Raw genomic sequence first — 14,554 nt, forward strand, 5'->3', positions numbered from 1 at the left:
GACTCAACAACGTGGCATCGTCTTCGTCGCCGGTGCACTCTGCCCGTTACCTGACGATCTTTCTGGTCATGCTCATCGGCGTGTACCTGCTGGTCTTTTTGACCGGGGACAAGCAGGCCGAACCGAAGCTCGGCATCGACCTGCAGGGCGGCACCCGGGTCACGTTGACCGCACGGACACCGGATGGCTCCCGGCCGTCCAGGGATGCGCTGTCGCAGGCTCAGCAGATCATCGGTGCCCGGGTCAACGGGCTCGGTGTCTCGGGTTCGGAGGTTGTTGTCGACGGCGACAACCTGGTCATCACCGTGCCCGGGAACGACGGCAACGAGGCCCGCAATCTGGGCCAGACCGCACGGCTGTACGTCCGGCCGGTGATCAACGGCATGCCCGCCCAGGCCGCTCCGCCGCGGGAGGAGTCGCCGACGCCGGCGGGTGAAAAGCCGGGCAACGAACCGGCGCCGACAGACCAGAAGGCGCCTCCGCCGCAGCCGCGGCCCTACCCGCAGGAGCCGCCGCCGTCGCCGGTGCAGCCGGGGCCCGCGGATCCGCGCAAGGACCTCGCCGAGCGCATCTCCAAAGAGAAGGAGTGGCGGCAGAGCACCGACAAGGCCATCCAGTTCTACGGACTGCAATACCAGGCCACCCAGTGCGATAAAGACGACATCCTGGCCGGCAACGACGACCCCAACCTGCCGCTGATTACCTGCGACAAGGACCACAAAACCGCCTACCTGCTGGCGCCGTCCATCATCAGCGGCGACCAGATCCAGAACGCCACCTCGGGCCTCGACCCGCGCAGCGGTTACGTCGTCGATGTGCAGTTCAAGAGTGCGGCGGCCAACATCTGGGCGGATTACACCGCCGCCCACATCGGCACCCAGACCGCGTTCACACTGGACTCCCAGGTGGTCAGCGCACCGCAGATCCGTGAGGCGATCCCCGGCGGCCGAACCCAGATCACCGGCGGCGACCCGGCGTTCACCGCCGACAGCGCCCGCCAGCTCGCCAACGTGCTCAAGTACGGGTCGTTGCCGCTGTCGTTCGAATCCTCGGAAGCCGAGACCGTTTCGGCCACACTAGGTTTGACGTCGTTGCGAGCGGGACTGATCGCCGGTGCGATCGGGCTGGTGCTGGTGCTGCTGTATTCGCTGCTGTACTACCGGGTACTGGGATTGCTGACGGCGCTGTCGCTGGTGGCTGCCGGCGCAATGGTGTTCGCGATCCTGGTGCTGTTGGGCCGCTACATCAACTACACGCTGGATCTGGCCGGGATCGCGGGGCTGATCATCGGTATCGGCACGACCGCCGACTCGTTCGTGGTGTTCTTCGAACGCATCAAAGACGAGATCCGCGAAGGCCGTTCGTTCCGGTCAGCGGTTCCTCGTGGTTGGGCGCGGGCCCGCAAGACAATCGTGTCCGGCAACGCGGTGACGTTCCTGGCCGCCGCGGTGCTGTACTTCCTGGCGATCGGACAGGTCAAGGGCTTCGCATTCACCTTGGGCCTGACCACGGTCCTCGACCTTGTCGTGGTGTTCCTGGTGACCTGGCCGCTGGTGTATCTGGCGTCGAAGTCCCCGACGCTGGGCAAGCCCGCGTACAACGGCCTGGGCGCGGTACAGCAGGTCGCGCGCGAGCGGCGCGCCGCAGCCCACACAGGACGGGGGTAGCGAGATGGCCGCAAAAGCAGGCGAAGCCTTGAACAGCGCAGAAATCACCGAGACGACGAGCGCCGAAGCCGACGACAGCGCCACCCAGCTGCCGCACCACAACTTTCTGTCCCGGCTGTACACCGGGACCGGCGCGTTCGAGGTGGTCGGCCGCCGCCGACTGTGGTACGGCGTCAGCGGGGCGATTGTCGCGATCGCGATCGCCAGCATCGTGCTTCGCGGATTCACCTTCGGTATCGACTTCGCGGGCGGAACCAAGGTGTCGATGCCCCGGGGGGACATTCAGACCAGCCAGGTGACCGAGGTCTACCACGACGTCATCGGCTCTGACCCCGAGTCGGTGGTGATCGTCGGCAACGGCGCCTCGGCGACCGTGCAGATCCGTTCGATGCCCCTGGACAACGACCAGACGGCCAAGCTGCGCAACGCGCTGTTCGACAGGTTCCAGCCAAAAGGCCCCGACGGTAAGCCCAGCAAGCAGGCGATCAGCGACTCGGCGGTCTCGGAGACCTGGGGCGGCCAGATCACCAAGAAAGCCGTGATCGCGCTGGTGGTCTTTTTGGTGTTGGTCGCGATCTACATCACGGCGCGCTACGAGCGCTACATGGCGATCTCCGCGCTGGTCGCGATGTTCTTCGACGTCGCCGTCACCGCGGGCATCTATTCGCTGGTCGGCTTCGAGGTCACCCCGGCGACCGTCATTGGGTTGATGACGATTCTCGGGTTCTCCATCTACGACACCGTGATCGTGTTCGACAAGGTCGAGGAGAACACCCACGGCTTCCAGCACACCACCCGGCGTACCTTCGCCGAACAGGCCAACCTGGCGGTCAACCAGACGTTCATGCGCTCGATCAACACCAGCTTGATCTCGGTGTTGCCGGTGGTCGCGCTGCTGGTGGTGGCGGTGTGGCTGTTGGGTGTGGGCACGTTGAAGGACCTGGCGCTGGTGCAGCTGGTCGGCATCATCGTGGGTACCTACTCGTCGATCTTCTTCGCTACCCCGCTGCTGGTGAGCCTGCGTGAGCGCACCGAGTTGGTGCGGACGCACACCCGCCGGGTGCTGCGCCGGCGCAGCGGCGCTTCCGAGAAGACTTCGGAGCCCGCGGAATCGGCCGAGGACGAGCCGGACCGGCAGAACACCGTGGCGGTTTCGAACAAGCCGGCTCCGAACAAGCCCGCTTCGAACAAGCCGGCGCCGGGCGCGCGGCCGGTACGGCCAACCGGCAAGCGAAACAAGAGCTAGCCGCATGGCTGCCTGGCCCCGGCGCGTGGCCGCCAGCTGTCTGGCGGCCATCGTGGCAGCAGCGGGGCTCGCGAGCCTGTCGGGCTGCTCGGGTAGTGCCGCCGGGCACGTCGGCTACGCCGTCGACGGCGCGCTGGTCACCTACAACACCACCACGGTGACCGGCGCCGCGTCGGCCGGTGCCCAGGCGTTTGCCCGCACCCTGACCGGGTTCGGCTACCACGGGCCCGACGGGCAGGTCGTCGCCGACCACGACTTCGGCACGGTGTCGGTGGTGGGCGGCGCGCCGCTGGTGCTGGACTACCAGATCGCCGACAAGGCCGTCTATTCCGACGGCAAGCCGGTCACCTGTGACGACCTGATGCTGGCGTGGGCGGCCCAATCCGGCCGGTACCCCGCCTTCCACGCCGCCAGCCAGGCCGGCTACGTCGACATCGCCGCCATCGACTGTCAGCCCGGGCAGAAGAAGGCCCGGGTGTCATTCCAGCCGGACCGCAACGTCGTCGACTACCACCAGCTGTTCACTGCCACCACGATGATGCCGTCGCACGTCATCTCCGACGAACTGAAGATGAGCGTGGCCGCCGCGGTGATGGTCAACAACGGGCCGGCCATCGAGCGCATCGCCCAGCTGTGGAACACGATCTGGGACCTCAAACCCGGTCTGGACACCAAGCATTTCCCATCGTCGGGGCCCTACAAGATCGAATCGGTGCTGAACGACGGCGGGGTGGTGCTCGTCGCCAATGACCGCTGGTGGGGCGCCAAGCCGATGACCAAGCGGGTCACGGTGTGGCCGCAGAAAGCCGACATCCAAGACCGGCTCAACAATCAGAGCGTTGATGTCGTCGACGTGGCGACCGGTTCGTCGGGGTCGGTGATCACCCCGGACGACTACCAGCGCATCGACGCGCCGTCGGATGGAATCCAGCAGCTGATCTTCGCCCCGGGCGGTCCGCTGTCCGAGACTCGTGCGCGCCGCGCGGTCGCATTGTGCACCCCGCGCGACGTGATCGCCCGCGACGCCGGCGTGCCGATTGCCAATGTGCGCCTGCACACCGCCGCCGAAGACGCCATCAGCCAGGCCGAAAACGTTCCCGAGGCCGCGCAGTTCGCCCGGTCGAATCCGGACGCCGCCCGTGATGCGCTGGGCAAGGCGCCGCTGACCGTGCGGATCGGCTACCGGGCACCGAACGCGCGGCTGGCCGCCACCGTCGGCGCGATCGTCAAGGCCTGTGCGCCGGCCGGTATCACCGTCTCCGACGTCACCTCCGACGCCACCGGCCCGCAGACGCTGCGCGACGGGCAGATCGACGTGCTGCTGGCCAGCACCGGCGGCGCCACCGGCAGCGGATCCACCGGGTCCTCGGCGATCGACGCCTACGCCCTGCACGCCGGCAACGGCAACAACCTTTCCGGCTACCACAACGGCCAGATCGACGGGATCATCAGTGCGCTGGCGGTATCCGCCGACCCGGCCGAGTTGGTCCGGCTGCTGGCCGAGAGCGCGCCGGTGCTGTGGGCCGATATGCCGACGCTGCCGCTGTACTGCCAGCAGCGCAGCCTGCTCATGTCGAAGAAGATGTATGCCGTGGGCACCAACCCCAGCCGCTGGGGCGCCGGCTGGAATATGGACCGCTGGGTGCTGGTGCGGTGACTCAGGCTGGCGATCTCATTGCGTCGTTGACCCGTGAGGTGGCCGACTTCCCCACGGCGGGTGTCCAATTCAAGGATCTGACCCCGCTGTTTGCCGATCCGCGCGGGCTGGCCGCAGTGACCGACGCGCTGGCCGACGTGGCCGCCGGCGCCGAGGTGATCGCCGGCATCGACGCCCGCGGTTTCCTGGTCGGCGGCGCGGTGGCGGCCCGGCTCGGCACCGGCATGCTGGCCATCCGCAAGGGCGGCAAGCTGCCGCCGCCAGTGCTCGCCGAGTCCTACCATCTGGAGTACGGCACCGCCACCCTGGAGATCCCCGCCGACGGCATCGAGTTGGCCGGCCGCAGTGTGGTCATCGTCGACGACGTGCTGGCCACCGGCGGCAGCGTCGCGGCGGCGCACCGGCTGCTCACCCACAGTGGCGCCCGGGTGACGATGGCCGCGGTGGTGCTGGAACTCGCCGCGCTGGGCGGGCGCGACGTGGTGGCGCCGCTGCCGGTACACAGCTTGCGTCGCATCTAGCGGGACAATTGTGGTTGAGCGATATCCTGGGTGATCGGAGGTGACGAACGTGGCGGATGACCAGCGCACGGCTGTCCAGCAGCCCACTCAACCACTGCAGATCGCCGACATTCCGCAGGCACCGCCGGCCGCGGAGACGCTCAAGACGTCCAGCAGCGCGTCGCGGCGGGTTCGGGCCCGACTCGCCCGGCGGATGACCGCCCAGCGCAGCACGCTCAACCCCGTGCTCGAGCCGCTGGTGGCGGTGCACCGCGAGATCCACCCCAAGGCCGACGTGTCGCTGTTGCAACGCGCCTACGACGTCGCCGAACAACGGCACGCCGACCAGATGCGGCATTCCGGGGATCCCTACATCACTCATCCACTGGCGGTCGCCAACATCCTGGCCGAGTTGGGCATGGACACCACCACGCTGGTCGCCGCCCTGCTGCACGACACCGTCGAGGACACCGGGTACACGCTGGCGGCGTTGTCCGAGGAGTTCGGCGAAGAGGTCGGTCATCTCGTCGACGGGGTGACCAAGCTGGACCGGGTGGTGCTGGGCAGCGCCGCCGAAGGCGAGACGATCCGCAAAATGATCACCGCAATGGCGCGTGACCCGCGGGTGTTGGTGATCAAGGTGGCCGACCGGCTGCACAACATGCGTACGATGCGTTTCCTGCCGCCGGAGAAGCAGGCTCGCAAAGCCCGCGAAACGCTGGAAGTGATTGCGCCGCTGGCACATCGGCTGGGGATGGCCACGGTCAAGTGGGAGCTGGAGGATCTGGCTTTCGCGATTCTGCATCCCAAGAAGTACGAGGAGATCGTGCGGCTGGTGGCCGGACGGGCGCCGTCGCGCGATACCTACCTGGCCAAGGTGCGCGCCGAGATCATCGCCACCCTGACCGCCTCGAAGATCAACGCGGTGGTCGAGGGACGGCCCAAGCACTATTGGTCGATCTACCAGAAGATGATCGTCAAGGGCCGCGACTTCGACGACATCCACGACCTGGTCGGCATCCGGATTCTGTGCGAGGAGATTCGGGACTGTTATGCCGCTGTGGGCGTGGTGCATTCGTTGTGGCAGCCGATGGCCGGCCGGTTCAAGGACTACATGGCCCAGCCCCGCTACGGGGTGTACCAGTCGCTGCACACCACGGTTGTCGGCCCGGAGGGCAAGCCACTGGAGGTGCAGATTCGCACCCGCGACATGCACCGCACCGCCGAGTACGGTATTGCCGCGCACTGGCGTTACAAGGAAGCCAAGGGTCGCAACGGAGTTCCGCATCCACATGCCGCCGCTGAGATCGACGACATGGCCTGGATGCGGCAACTGCTCGACTGGCAGCGGGAAGCCGCCGACCCCGGTGAGTTCCTCGAGTCGTTGCGTTATGACCTTGCGGTTCAAGAGATTTTCGTGTTCACGCCGAAAGGCGATGTGATCACGCTGCCGACCGGGTCGACACCGGTCGACTTCGCCTACGCCGTGCACACCGAGGTCGGCCACCGCTGCATCGGTGCCCGGGTGAACGGTCGGCTGGTGGCGCTGGAGCGCAAGCTGGAAAACGGCGAAGTCGTCGAGGTTTTCACCTCTAAGGCACTCAACGCCGGGCCGTCGCGAGACTGGCAGCAGTTTGTGGTGTCACCGCGCGCCAAGACCAAGATTCGTCAGTGGTTTGCCAAAGAGCGTCGCGAGGAAGCGCTGGAGTCCGGCAAGGAGGCGATGGCGCGCGAGGTTCGCCGCGTAGGACTTCCGTTGCAGCGCTTGATGAACGGCGCATCGATGGTGGCGGTGGCCAATGAGCTGCACTACACCGACGTGTCCGCGCTCTACACCGCGGTCGGCGAGGGCCACGTGTCGGCCAAGCACGTCGTGCAGCGGTTGCTGGCCGAACTCGGTGGTATCGATCAGGCCGAAGAGGACCTCGCCGAGCGGTCCACCCCCGCGACGATGCCGCGGCGTCCGCGCAGCACCGACGATGTCGGGGTCGCGGTGCCCGGTGCCCCGGGGGTGTTGACGAAGCTGGCCAAATGCTGCACGCCGGTGCCCGGGGATCAGATCCTGGGGTTCGTCACCCGCGGCGGCGGGGTCAGCGTGCATCGCACCGACTGCACCAACGCCGCGTCGCTGCAGCAGCAGGCCGAGCGGATCATTGAGGTGCACTGGGCGCCGTCGCCGTCGTCGGTGTTCCTGGTGGCCATTCAAGTCGAAGCGCTGGACCGGCACAGGTTGCTCTCCGACGTGACCAAGGTGCTCGCCGACGAGAAGGTGAACATCTTGTCGGCCTCGGTGACCACCTCATCCGGTGACCGGGTTGCCATCAGCCGCTTCACCTTTGAGATGGGCGACCCGAAGCATCTCGGGCATCTGCTCGACGTGGTCCGCAATGTCGAAGGCGTCTACGACGTCTACCGGGTGACGTCCGCGGCCTAATTTTCTTGCGCGAGCGTGCGTGTCCCCGGCCGACACGCCGAGCGTGCGGCCGGGAACACGCACGCTCGCGGCGAGAGTTGGCGGCTTGCTCCGCGAAACTGCAGCTACGGTCGTGATTTCTCGAAAACTACAGCGCTGGCTGCAGTTTCGCGGCCTGCTCAGTCCAACCGCACCGACGTGATCGTGACTTTGGTGGCGGGCGTCCCGTCCGTGCCGCCGCCCTCAACACCGGCGGCAGCGACCTTGTCCAGCATGGCCAGCCCATCGTCTTGAATGGTCCCGAAAATCGTGTACTGCGGTGGCAGCTGCGAGTCCTGGTAAACCATGAAGAACTGACTGCCGTTGGTCCCTGGCCCGGCATTGGCCATCGCGAGTGTGCCGCGCGGGTAGACGACCGGTTGATTCAGCGCTAAATCGTATGGCGGAAATTGATCGGTCGGATATTCGTTGGCGAACTGATAGCCCGGGCCGCCGGCGCCGGTGCCTTTCGGGTCGCCGCACTGCAGCACGCTCAGGCTCGGCGAGGTGGTCAGCCGGTGACATTGGGTGCCGTCGAAGAAGCCCTGCTGCGCCAGGCTAACGAAACTATTGACCGTGCAAGGGGATTGATTGTTGGCCAGTTGCAGGCCGACATTGCCCTGGTCGGTGACCATGCTGACGCTGACTTGCGCCGGGTCGGTTGGCACCTTGCCCGTCCGGGGCGGGTCTACCGGCTTGCTGGCCGGATCCGTCGACGGCCGGTATTGGCAGTCGGAGCCCAGATGCTCGGTCGGGGTAAAAGGCGGCAATTGTCCATTCGCCGGCGGCGCCGATCGCGGTGAGGCGCTGGGCGGCGCCCACGGTGACGCACTGGTTTCCGGGGTGCCGGTGCTGGTCGTCTTTTCCGAGTCGCGGTTGACGGCGACCACCGCGACGACCGCGACGAGCACGGCGATGACACCGCCGGCGATGAGCAGGATTGTCGGCGTCGACAACGTCTTGCCGGATTTATTCATTTGCGCCACAAGCTCCTTCGGTCAGTCCAGCAGTACCGACTTGATGGTGACCGGGGTAGCGGGTGGGCCGTCTTCGCCGCCGCCGGCGACGCCGGCCTTGGCGATCTTGTCCAGCGTCGCCAGCCCGTCGTCCTGGATGGTGCCGAACACCGTGTATTCCGGCGGCAGCTGCGAATCGTGGTACACCATGAAGAACTGGCTGCCGTTGGTGTCCGGGCCGGAATTGGCCATCGCCAGCGTCCCGCGCGGGTAGACGACCGGCTCCTTGGCTTTGGGATCGTTCGACGGGTATTGATCGGTGGGGTATTCGTTGGCGAACTGGTAACCCGGGCCGCCGGTGCCGTCGCCCTTGGGGTCGCCGCACTGCAGCACGCCCAGCGTCGGTGAGGTGGTCAGCCGGTGGCACTGAGTGTCGTTGAAGAAGCCCTGCTGGGCCAGGCTGGCGAAACTGTTCACCGTGCAGGGGGATTTCGCATTGGCCAGTTGCAGACCGACCTTGCCCTGGTCGGTGACCATGCTGACGCTGATCTGGGCCGGCTCGGTCGGCACCTTGCCGGTCCGCGGCGGTTTCACCGGCTTGCTGGCCAGGTCCGGGGACGGCGGGTATTGGCAGTTGGCGCCCAGATCAGCCGACGGCGTGAACGACGGCAGCGGCGGCCCCGCCGGAGCCGCGCTCTGAGTGGTCGTCGCACCGCCCTCGGTTCCCGACGCTTTCTCGTTCTTGTCCGTGTTGGTCACCAGCACAGTGATGACCACCGCGGCGATGACGACCACCGCTGCGACCGATCCGGCGATGATCGCCGCAATCCTGCGCTGACGGGCCTGCTTGGCGCGGCGTTCCAGCTGGCGTTCGAGTTTGCGCTTGGCTGTCGCCCGTCGCTGTTCGTTGGTCGGCACCGCCGAAGTCCCTCCTCGATCGTTCGCGTGGGTCAGCACAGAGTGTGCCAGAGTGCCAGCAGTCAGGCGCAACGTGGGAAACTGGGGATCGTGTTGATTTCCGCGTTTCCCGCCGGGTTGCTGCAGTGCAACTGCTATGTGCTGGCGCCGCATCCCGGGGCCGACGCCATCATCGTCGATCCCGGTCAGCGCGCCATGGGCCCGCTGCGGCGCATCCTCGACGAGAATCGGCTCACCCCGGCGGCGGTACTGCTCACCCACGGCCACATCGACCACATCTGGTCAGCCCAGAAGGTGTCCGACACCTTCGGTTGCCCGGCCTACATCCACCCCGAAGACCGGTTCATGCTGACCGATCCGATCAAAGGATTCGGCCCGCGGCTGGGCCAGGCCCTGCTGGCGGCGATGTTCCGCGAGCCCAAGCAGGTCGTCGAACTCGACCGCGACGGCGACAAGATCGACCTGGCCGACATCACCGTCACCGTCGACCACACCCCGGGCCACACCCGGGGGTCGGTGGTGTTCCGGGTGACCGGCGACGGGTCCGACATCGTGCTCACTGGCGACACGCTGTTCGAGCGCTCGGTAGGGCGCACCGACCTGTTCGGCGGCAGCGGCCGCGACCTGCTGTGCTCGATCGCCGACAAACTGCTGGTCCTCGACGACAAGACCGTGGTCCTGCCCGGACACGGCCCCAAGACCACGATCGGCGCCGAACGCCGGCACAACCCCTTCCTCGAAGGGCTGTGAGCGTGGCCCCGCGCCGGCGACGATGCAGAGCGCAGCGATGAGGAGGAGCGGCGCAAAGTGACTCAGTTCCAGGCACCCAAGGGTGTACCGGATTACGTCCCGCCGGATGCGGCGCGGTTCGTCGCGGTGCGCGACGGGTTGCTCGACGCGGCACGGCGCGCCGGCTACAGCGACATCGAGTTGCCGATCTTCGAGGACACTGCGCTGTTCGCGCGCGGGGTGGGGGAGTCCACCGATGTGGTGTCCAAGGAGATGTACACCTTCGCCGACCGCGGCGACCGGTCGGTGACGCTGCGCCCGGAAGGCACCGCCGGGGTGGTGCGCGCGGTCATCGAGCACGGGCTGGACCGCGGCGCGCTCCCGGTCAAGCTGTGCTACGCGGGTCCGTTCTTTCGCTACGAGCGCCCGCAGGCCGGCCGCTACCGCCAGCTGCAGCAGGTCGGGGTGGAGGCCATCGGGGTCGACGACCCCGCGCTGGACGCCGAGGTGATCGCCGTCGCCGACGCCGGCTTCCGTTCTCTGGGTTTGACGGGGTTTCGCCTGGAACTCACCTCACTGGGTGATGACACCTGCCGTCCGCAATACCGAGAGCTGTTGCAGGACTTCCTGTTTGCGCTCGACCTGGATCCGGAGACCCGCAGGCGCGCCGAGCTCAACCCGCTGCGGGTGCTCGACGACAAGCGCCCGGAGATCAAAGCGATGACCGCGGACGCGCCGGTGATGATCGACCACCTCTCCGATGTCGCCAAGCAGCATTTCGAGACAGTGCAGGCTCATCTCGACGCGCTCGGCGTGCCGTATGTGATCAACCCGCGGATGGTGCGCGGGCTGGACTACTACACCAAGACCACCTTCGAATTCGTGCACGACGGGCTGGGGGCGCAGTCGGGTATCGGCGGCGGCGGCCGCTACGACGGGCTGATGCGCCTGCTGGGTGGCCAGGACCTGTCCGGCATCGGGTTCGGTCTCGGCGTGGACCGCACCATGCTGGCGTTGCAGGCCGAGGGCAAAACCGTTGGCGCGACGACTCGTTGCGACGTGTTCGGAGTGCCGCTCAGCGAGCAGGCCAAGCTGCGGCTGGCGACGCTGGCCGGCCAACTGCGTGTCGCCGGCGTGCGGGTGGACCTGGCCTACGGCGGCCGTGGACTCAAGGGTGCGATGCGTGCCGCCGACCGATCGGGCGCCCGGTTGGCGCTGGTGGCCGGTGACCGCGAGATCGAGGAAGGCATCGTCGGCGTCAAAGACCTCGGCTCGGGCGAGCAGGTGGACGTTGCGACGGACACGGTTGTGGCCGAGGTGCTTTCGCGACTCACCTCTTGACCGCGAGCGTGCGTGTTCCCGGCTATCAGCCCGGCGTGTCGACCGGGAACACGCACGCTCGCGCAGAAAGGCCCTCAGCTCCGGTTGTGCTTGACCTGGTTGAACGGCACACCGCGATCGGCTGCGTGTTCACGCGGAAAGCCCAGCATCCGTTCGCCGATCACGTTGCGCGCCATCTCGGTACTGCCGCCGCCGAGCGCCGCGGTCTGCCGGGACAGATAGCGTTCGCCGACGGCGAGCAGTTCGCCGACCACACCGAAGCTGCCCGCGATCGCCAATGTGGTGTCGACCTCGAGTTCGATGGCCTCGGCGTGGAAAAGCCGAATCAGCGTCCCGGCGGCCGGGGGTAGCGAGCCTTCGAGCACACCGCGGTAGACGTGGTCGATCAGCTGATCACGCACCGCGCGATGCACCAGCGCCCGGCCGGCCTTCTCGCGGACACGGTCGTTGCCGGTCTGTCCGATCGCCTGCAGCAGGACGCCGTAGTCGGGTGTCTTCTCCTGGGCGTTCTCGCTGCCGCTGCCGCTGGCGAACTCCGAGCCGCCGCCGACGGCGCGCCGTTCGTGATAGAGCTGGCGCGACGCGACGTCCCAGCCTTTGTCGACCTCGCCGAGCACCTCGTCGTCGCTGAGCTCCAGGTTGTCGAAGAACTCTTCGCAAAACTCGGTGGAACCGTTGACTTGCTTGATGCGCCGCAACGTCATTCCGGGGCTGTCGATGCGCACCAAGAACATGGTCAGCCCGTCATGCTTGGGCACTGCCCAATTCGTCCTGGCCAGCAGCAGGCCGTAGTCGGCGGCGAACGCTCCGGTGCTCCAGGTCTTCGCGCCGTTGACCACCCATCTGCCGTCGCGCCGCTCGGCGCGAGTGATCACGCCGGCCAGATCCGATCCGCCGCTGGGCTCGGAGAGCAGCTGAACCAGTACCTCGTCGCCACGCAGTGCCGCCGAAATGTGTTGACGCTTCTGCTCTTCGCTGCCGGTATCCAGAATTGTCGCGCAGCAGATCGTGAAGGTCGGCGTGTTGAGGATCAGCGGCATCTCGTAACCGGCGCTCTCGGCGTCGAAGGCCTTCTGGTATTCGATGCTCAGCCCTAGCCCGCCGTACTCGACCGGGAAACAGATCCCGGCGAACCCGTCGTCGTAGAGTCGCCGCTGCAGTTCGCGGGCCCGCTGCCACGACTCCGACACGCCGCGATCGGCAAACGGCGGATTGCCTGACTCGATGCGCGGCATCGTCGCAGCCAGCCACCCGCGGGCCCGCTGGGCGAACTCGGCCACCGACTCGCTGGTGCGCGGAGGTGCGATCATGACGGCAGCTCACGTGACGGCATGCGGCGCCTCCCGAGAGTCTCATTCGTCGTAAACGGAAATGACGTTACCAGAGGTCACGGCCCACCCCGTGGCTTGGTCAAGGTGAATTGGTCGACGACGGTGAGCGCACCGAGCGATCCGGTAATCGCGTAGTGCGTCGCGGTGATCGATGTGTTGCCGCCGGGAGGGCCCGGGTCGACATCGAAGGCCGCGAAGCCGTAGGGATGCGTGCGGTCGCGAAACGCCGACCATGGCGCGTCCTCCACGACATAGATCGGTGCTTTGCGTCCGGTCGCGGGATTGAGTCGGCCGACGCCGGTCACGACGCGACATTGGGGCCGGTCGAAAAACATCGTGTTCGACGGCGCCGACGTGCCACCTCCGCCGATCACTACGTGCACGGTGCCCTTGGTGGCGTCGATGAGGTCGGCGCGGGTGTCGGCCGGTCGGGGGGTTCTCGTTTCGCCGTCCAGCGCTCCGCGCACGGGATGCGAGCGTTCGTAGTGGTGTTCGTGACCGCACACCACCAAATCGACCTGGTAGCGGTCGAACAGCGGCAGCCACTCCTGGCGGATGCCGAGGTCGGCGCCGTTGGTGCGGTCGGTGGTCGAGATCGCCGTCTGGTGCATGCACACGACCACCCAGTCCACGTCGGGGGCGTGCCGCGCATCGGCGAGTTCGGCTTCCAGCCAACGCTTCTGCGCACCACCGGAATAGCCGTGCACATAGAAATTGCCGCCGTCCTGGAAGCACACGTCGTCGTTGGACAGGCTGATCACCCGCACCGATCCCGCGGTGAACGAATACCACAGTCCGCGCAGCGCCGGGTCGGCTCCCGAATCTGGCAGCGCAAAGTAGGTCTGGTAAGCCTCGAATCCGACTGGGCCGTTGCCCAATTCGTTTTCGTGGTTTCCCGCCGCCGGCATCCAGGGCCGGTAGCGCGCCGAGCGTGAGTTGTTGTCGAACCAATCGGTCCAGGAGCGGATCCGATCGTGGGCGAGGTTGGCGTAACACAGGTCGCCGTTGACCAAGTTGAACAACGGGCCGATGCGCTCGATCGCGGTCGTGGTGTCCGCGGCGGCCGGCGAGCCCAGGTTGTCGCTGGTATACGTGGTGCCCGTCAGCCTGCCGAGCGTCGGAGTGGCCTGATCGCCGAAGCTGGTGAAACACAACGGCTTCCGCCCCGACGGCGCAGTGCGCACGGTGCCCAGCTCTGGGCTGGTGCCATCATGCACCGCCGCGTAGACGTAATCGGTGTCCGGAGCCAGACCGGTCAGCGCCGCATGGTAGACGCGAACCTCACTGCGCGACTTGGCGTCCCGGTAGGTGCGGGTTTCGGCTTGTACCGTGCGGCCGAAGCCCGACGTCGGCATGCCCACCAGTACCCGCGGGTTGCGTACCGCGTCGGTGGTCTGCCAGGACACCACCACGTCGGTGGCGGCGTTCCGGCCGAATTGCAGATGCAGGCCTCGCGCCGGCTGCGCACCGCTGCCGTCGGGCTGCGTCCACACGGCCGGTCCGGGTGAGCGCAGCAGCGTTGCTCCGGCACCGCCGATGCCCACTCCCGCAATCGCCGCCGCCCCGGCCGTCAACAGCGTGCGGCGGCTGATGCCCGACTCGTCGCTCATCTTTGTTTCATACCGCACCCGGGAGCAGATTTCTGCGTTGGCGGTAACGCTCCGCTAGCCTGCGCACAGGACCCGAGCGCGCAGGGTTTGCACCATGACACAAAGTGTCCTACTGTAATTGTGAGTGTCATATCCCTACGATTCAGG

At 67.0% G+C, this 14,554-nt stretch carries 11 protein-coding genes; 7 read left to right on the top strand and 4 right to left on the bottom strand.

All coding sequences use genetic code 11. From position 1 onward, the window contains the following. The first annotated feature begins 11 nt into the window (after positions 1-11). The 5 genes from secD to AC5Y42_RS08835 are packed head-to-tail and all read left to right on the top strand — an operon-like array spanning position 12 to position 7,504. Positions 12-1,667, top strand: a complete 1,656-nt coding sequence (secD, locus tag AC5Y42_RS08815; protein WP_499897374.1) for a protein translocase subunit SecD — start codon at positions 12-14, stop codon at positions 1,665-1,667. A gap of 4 nt (positions 1,668-1,671) precedes the next feature. Next, positions 1,672-2,913 (top strand): protein translocase subunit SecF, encoded by a 1,242-nt coding sequence (gene secF / locus AC5Y42_RS08820; protein ID WP_499897376.1) that lies wholly within the window; start codon positions 1,672-1,674, stop codon positions 2,911-2,913. A gap of 4 nt (positions 2,914-2,917) precedes the next feature. Then, a complete protein-coding gene (locus AC5Y42_RS08825; RefSeq protein ID WP_499897379.1) occupies positions 2,918-4,570 on the top strand; it encodes an ABC transporter substrate-binding protein in 1,653 nt (550 codons plus the stop codon). Next, positions 4,567-5,091, top strand: a complete 525-nt coding sequence (locus AC5Y42_RS08830; RefSeq protein WP_499897381.1) for an adenine phosphoribosyltransferase — start codon at positions 4,567-4,569, stop codon at positions 5,089-5,091. Before AC5Y42_RS08825 ends, AC5Y42_RS08830 begins: the two co-directional genes overlap by 4 nt. A 49-nt stretch (positions 5,092-5,140) precedes the next feature. After that, entirely contained in the window at positions 5,141-7,504 is a 2,364-nt protein-coding gene (locus AC5Y42_RS08835; protein WP_499897383.1) for a RelA/SpoT family protein, read from the top strand. Positions 7,505-7,662: 158 nt separating this feature from the next. On the opposite strand, the gene AC5Y42_RS08840 is transcribed toward AC5Y42_RS08835, so the two are convergent. Both AC5Y42_RS08840 and AC5Y42_RS08845 read right to left on the bottom strand, forming a co-directional pair. After that, on the bottom strand, positions 7,663-8,499 hold the full coding sequence (locus tag AC5Y42_RS08840) for a peptidylprolyl isomerase (protein WP_499897386.1): 837 nt from the start codon (positions 8,497-8,499) through the stop codon (positions 7,663-7,665). A 21-nt stretch (positions 8,500-8,520) separates the two neighbouring features. Continuing rightward, entirely contained in the window at positions 8,521-9,396 is an 876-nt protein-coding gene (locus tag AC5Y42_RS08845) for a peptidylprolyl isomerase (RefSeq protein ID WP_499897388.1), read from the bottom strand. Between the two features lie 90 nt (positions 9,397-9,486). Between AC5Y42_RS08845 and AC5Y42_RS08850 the strand changes: the two genes are divergently transcribed. Then, on the top strand, positions 9,487-10,146 hold the full coding sequence (locus AC5Y42_RS08850) for an MBL fold metallo-hydrolase (protein WP_499897389.1): 660 nt from the start codon (positions 9,487-9,489) through the stop codon (positions 10,144-10,146). Between the two features lie 57 nt (positions 10,147-10,203). Beyond that, positions 10,204-11,466 (top strand): histidine--tRNA ligase, encoded by a 1,263-nt coding sequence (gene hisS, locus AC5Y42_RS08855; RefSeq protein ID WP_499897391.1) that lies wholly within the window; start codon positions 10,204-10,206, stop codon positions 11,464-11,466. 74 nt (positions 11,467-11,540) lie between these two features. On the opposite strand, the gene AC5Y42_RS08860 is transcribed toward hisS, so the two are convergent. Together AC5Y42_RS08860 and AC5Y42_RS08865 are read right to left on the bottom strand one after the other, a co-directional pair. Next, positions 11,541-12,776 carry an acyl-CoA dehydrogenase family protein gene (locus tag AC5Y42_RS08860; protein ID WP_499897393.1) on the bottom strand — a complete coding sequence of 412 codons (1,236 nt, stop codon included), beginning with the start codon at positions 12,774-12,776 and terminating at the stop codon, positions 11,541-11,543. 77 nt (positions 12,777-12,853) lie between these two features. Next, positions 12,854-14,407 carry a purple acid phosphatase family protein gene (locus AC5Y42_RS08865; protein ID WP_499897395.1) on the bottom strand — a complete coding sequence of 518 codons (1,554 nt, stop codon included), beginning with the start codon at positions 14,405-14,407 and terminating at the stop codon, positions 12,854-12,856. Between the last annotated feature and the right edge of the window lie 147 nt (positions 14,408-14,554).

The sequence above is a fragment of the Mycobacterium sp. NGS48 genome, assembly GCF_059812585.1.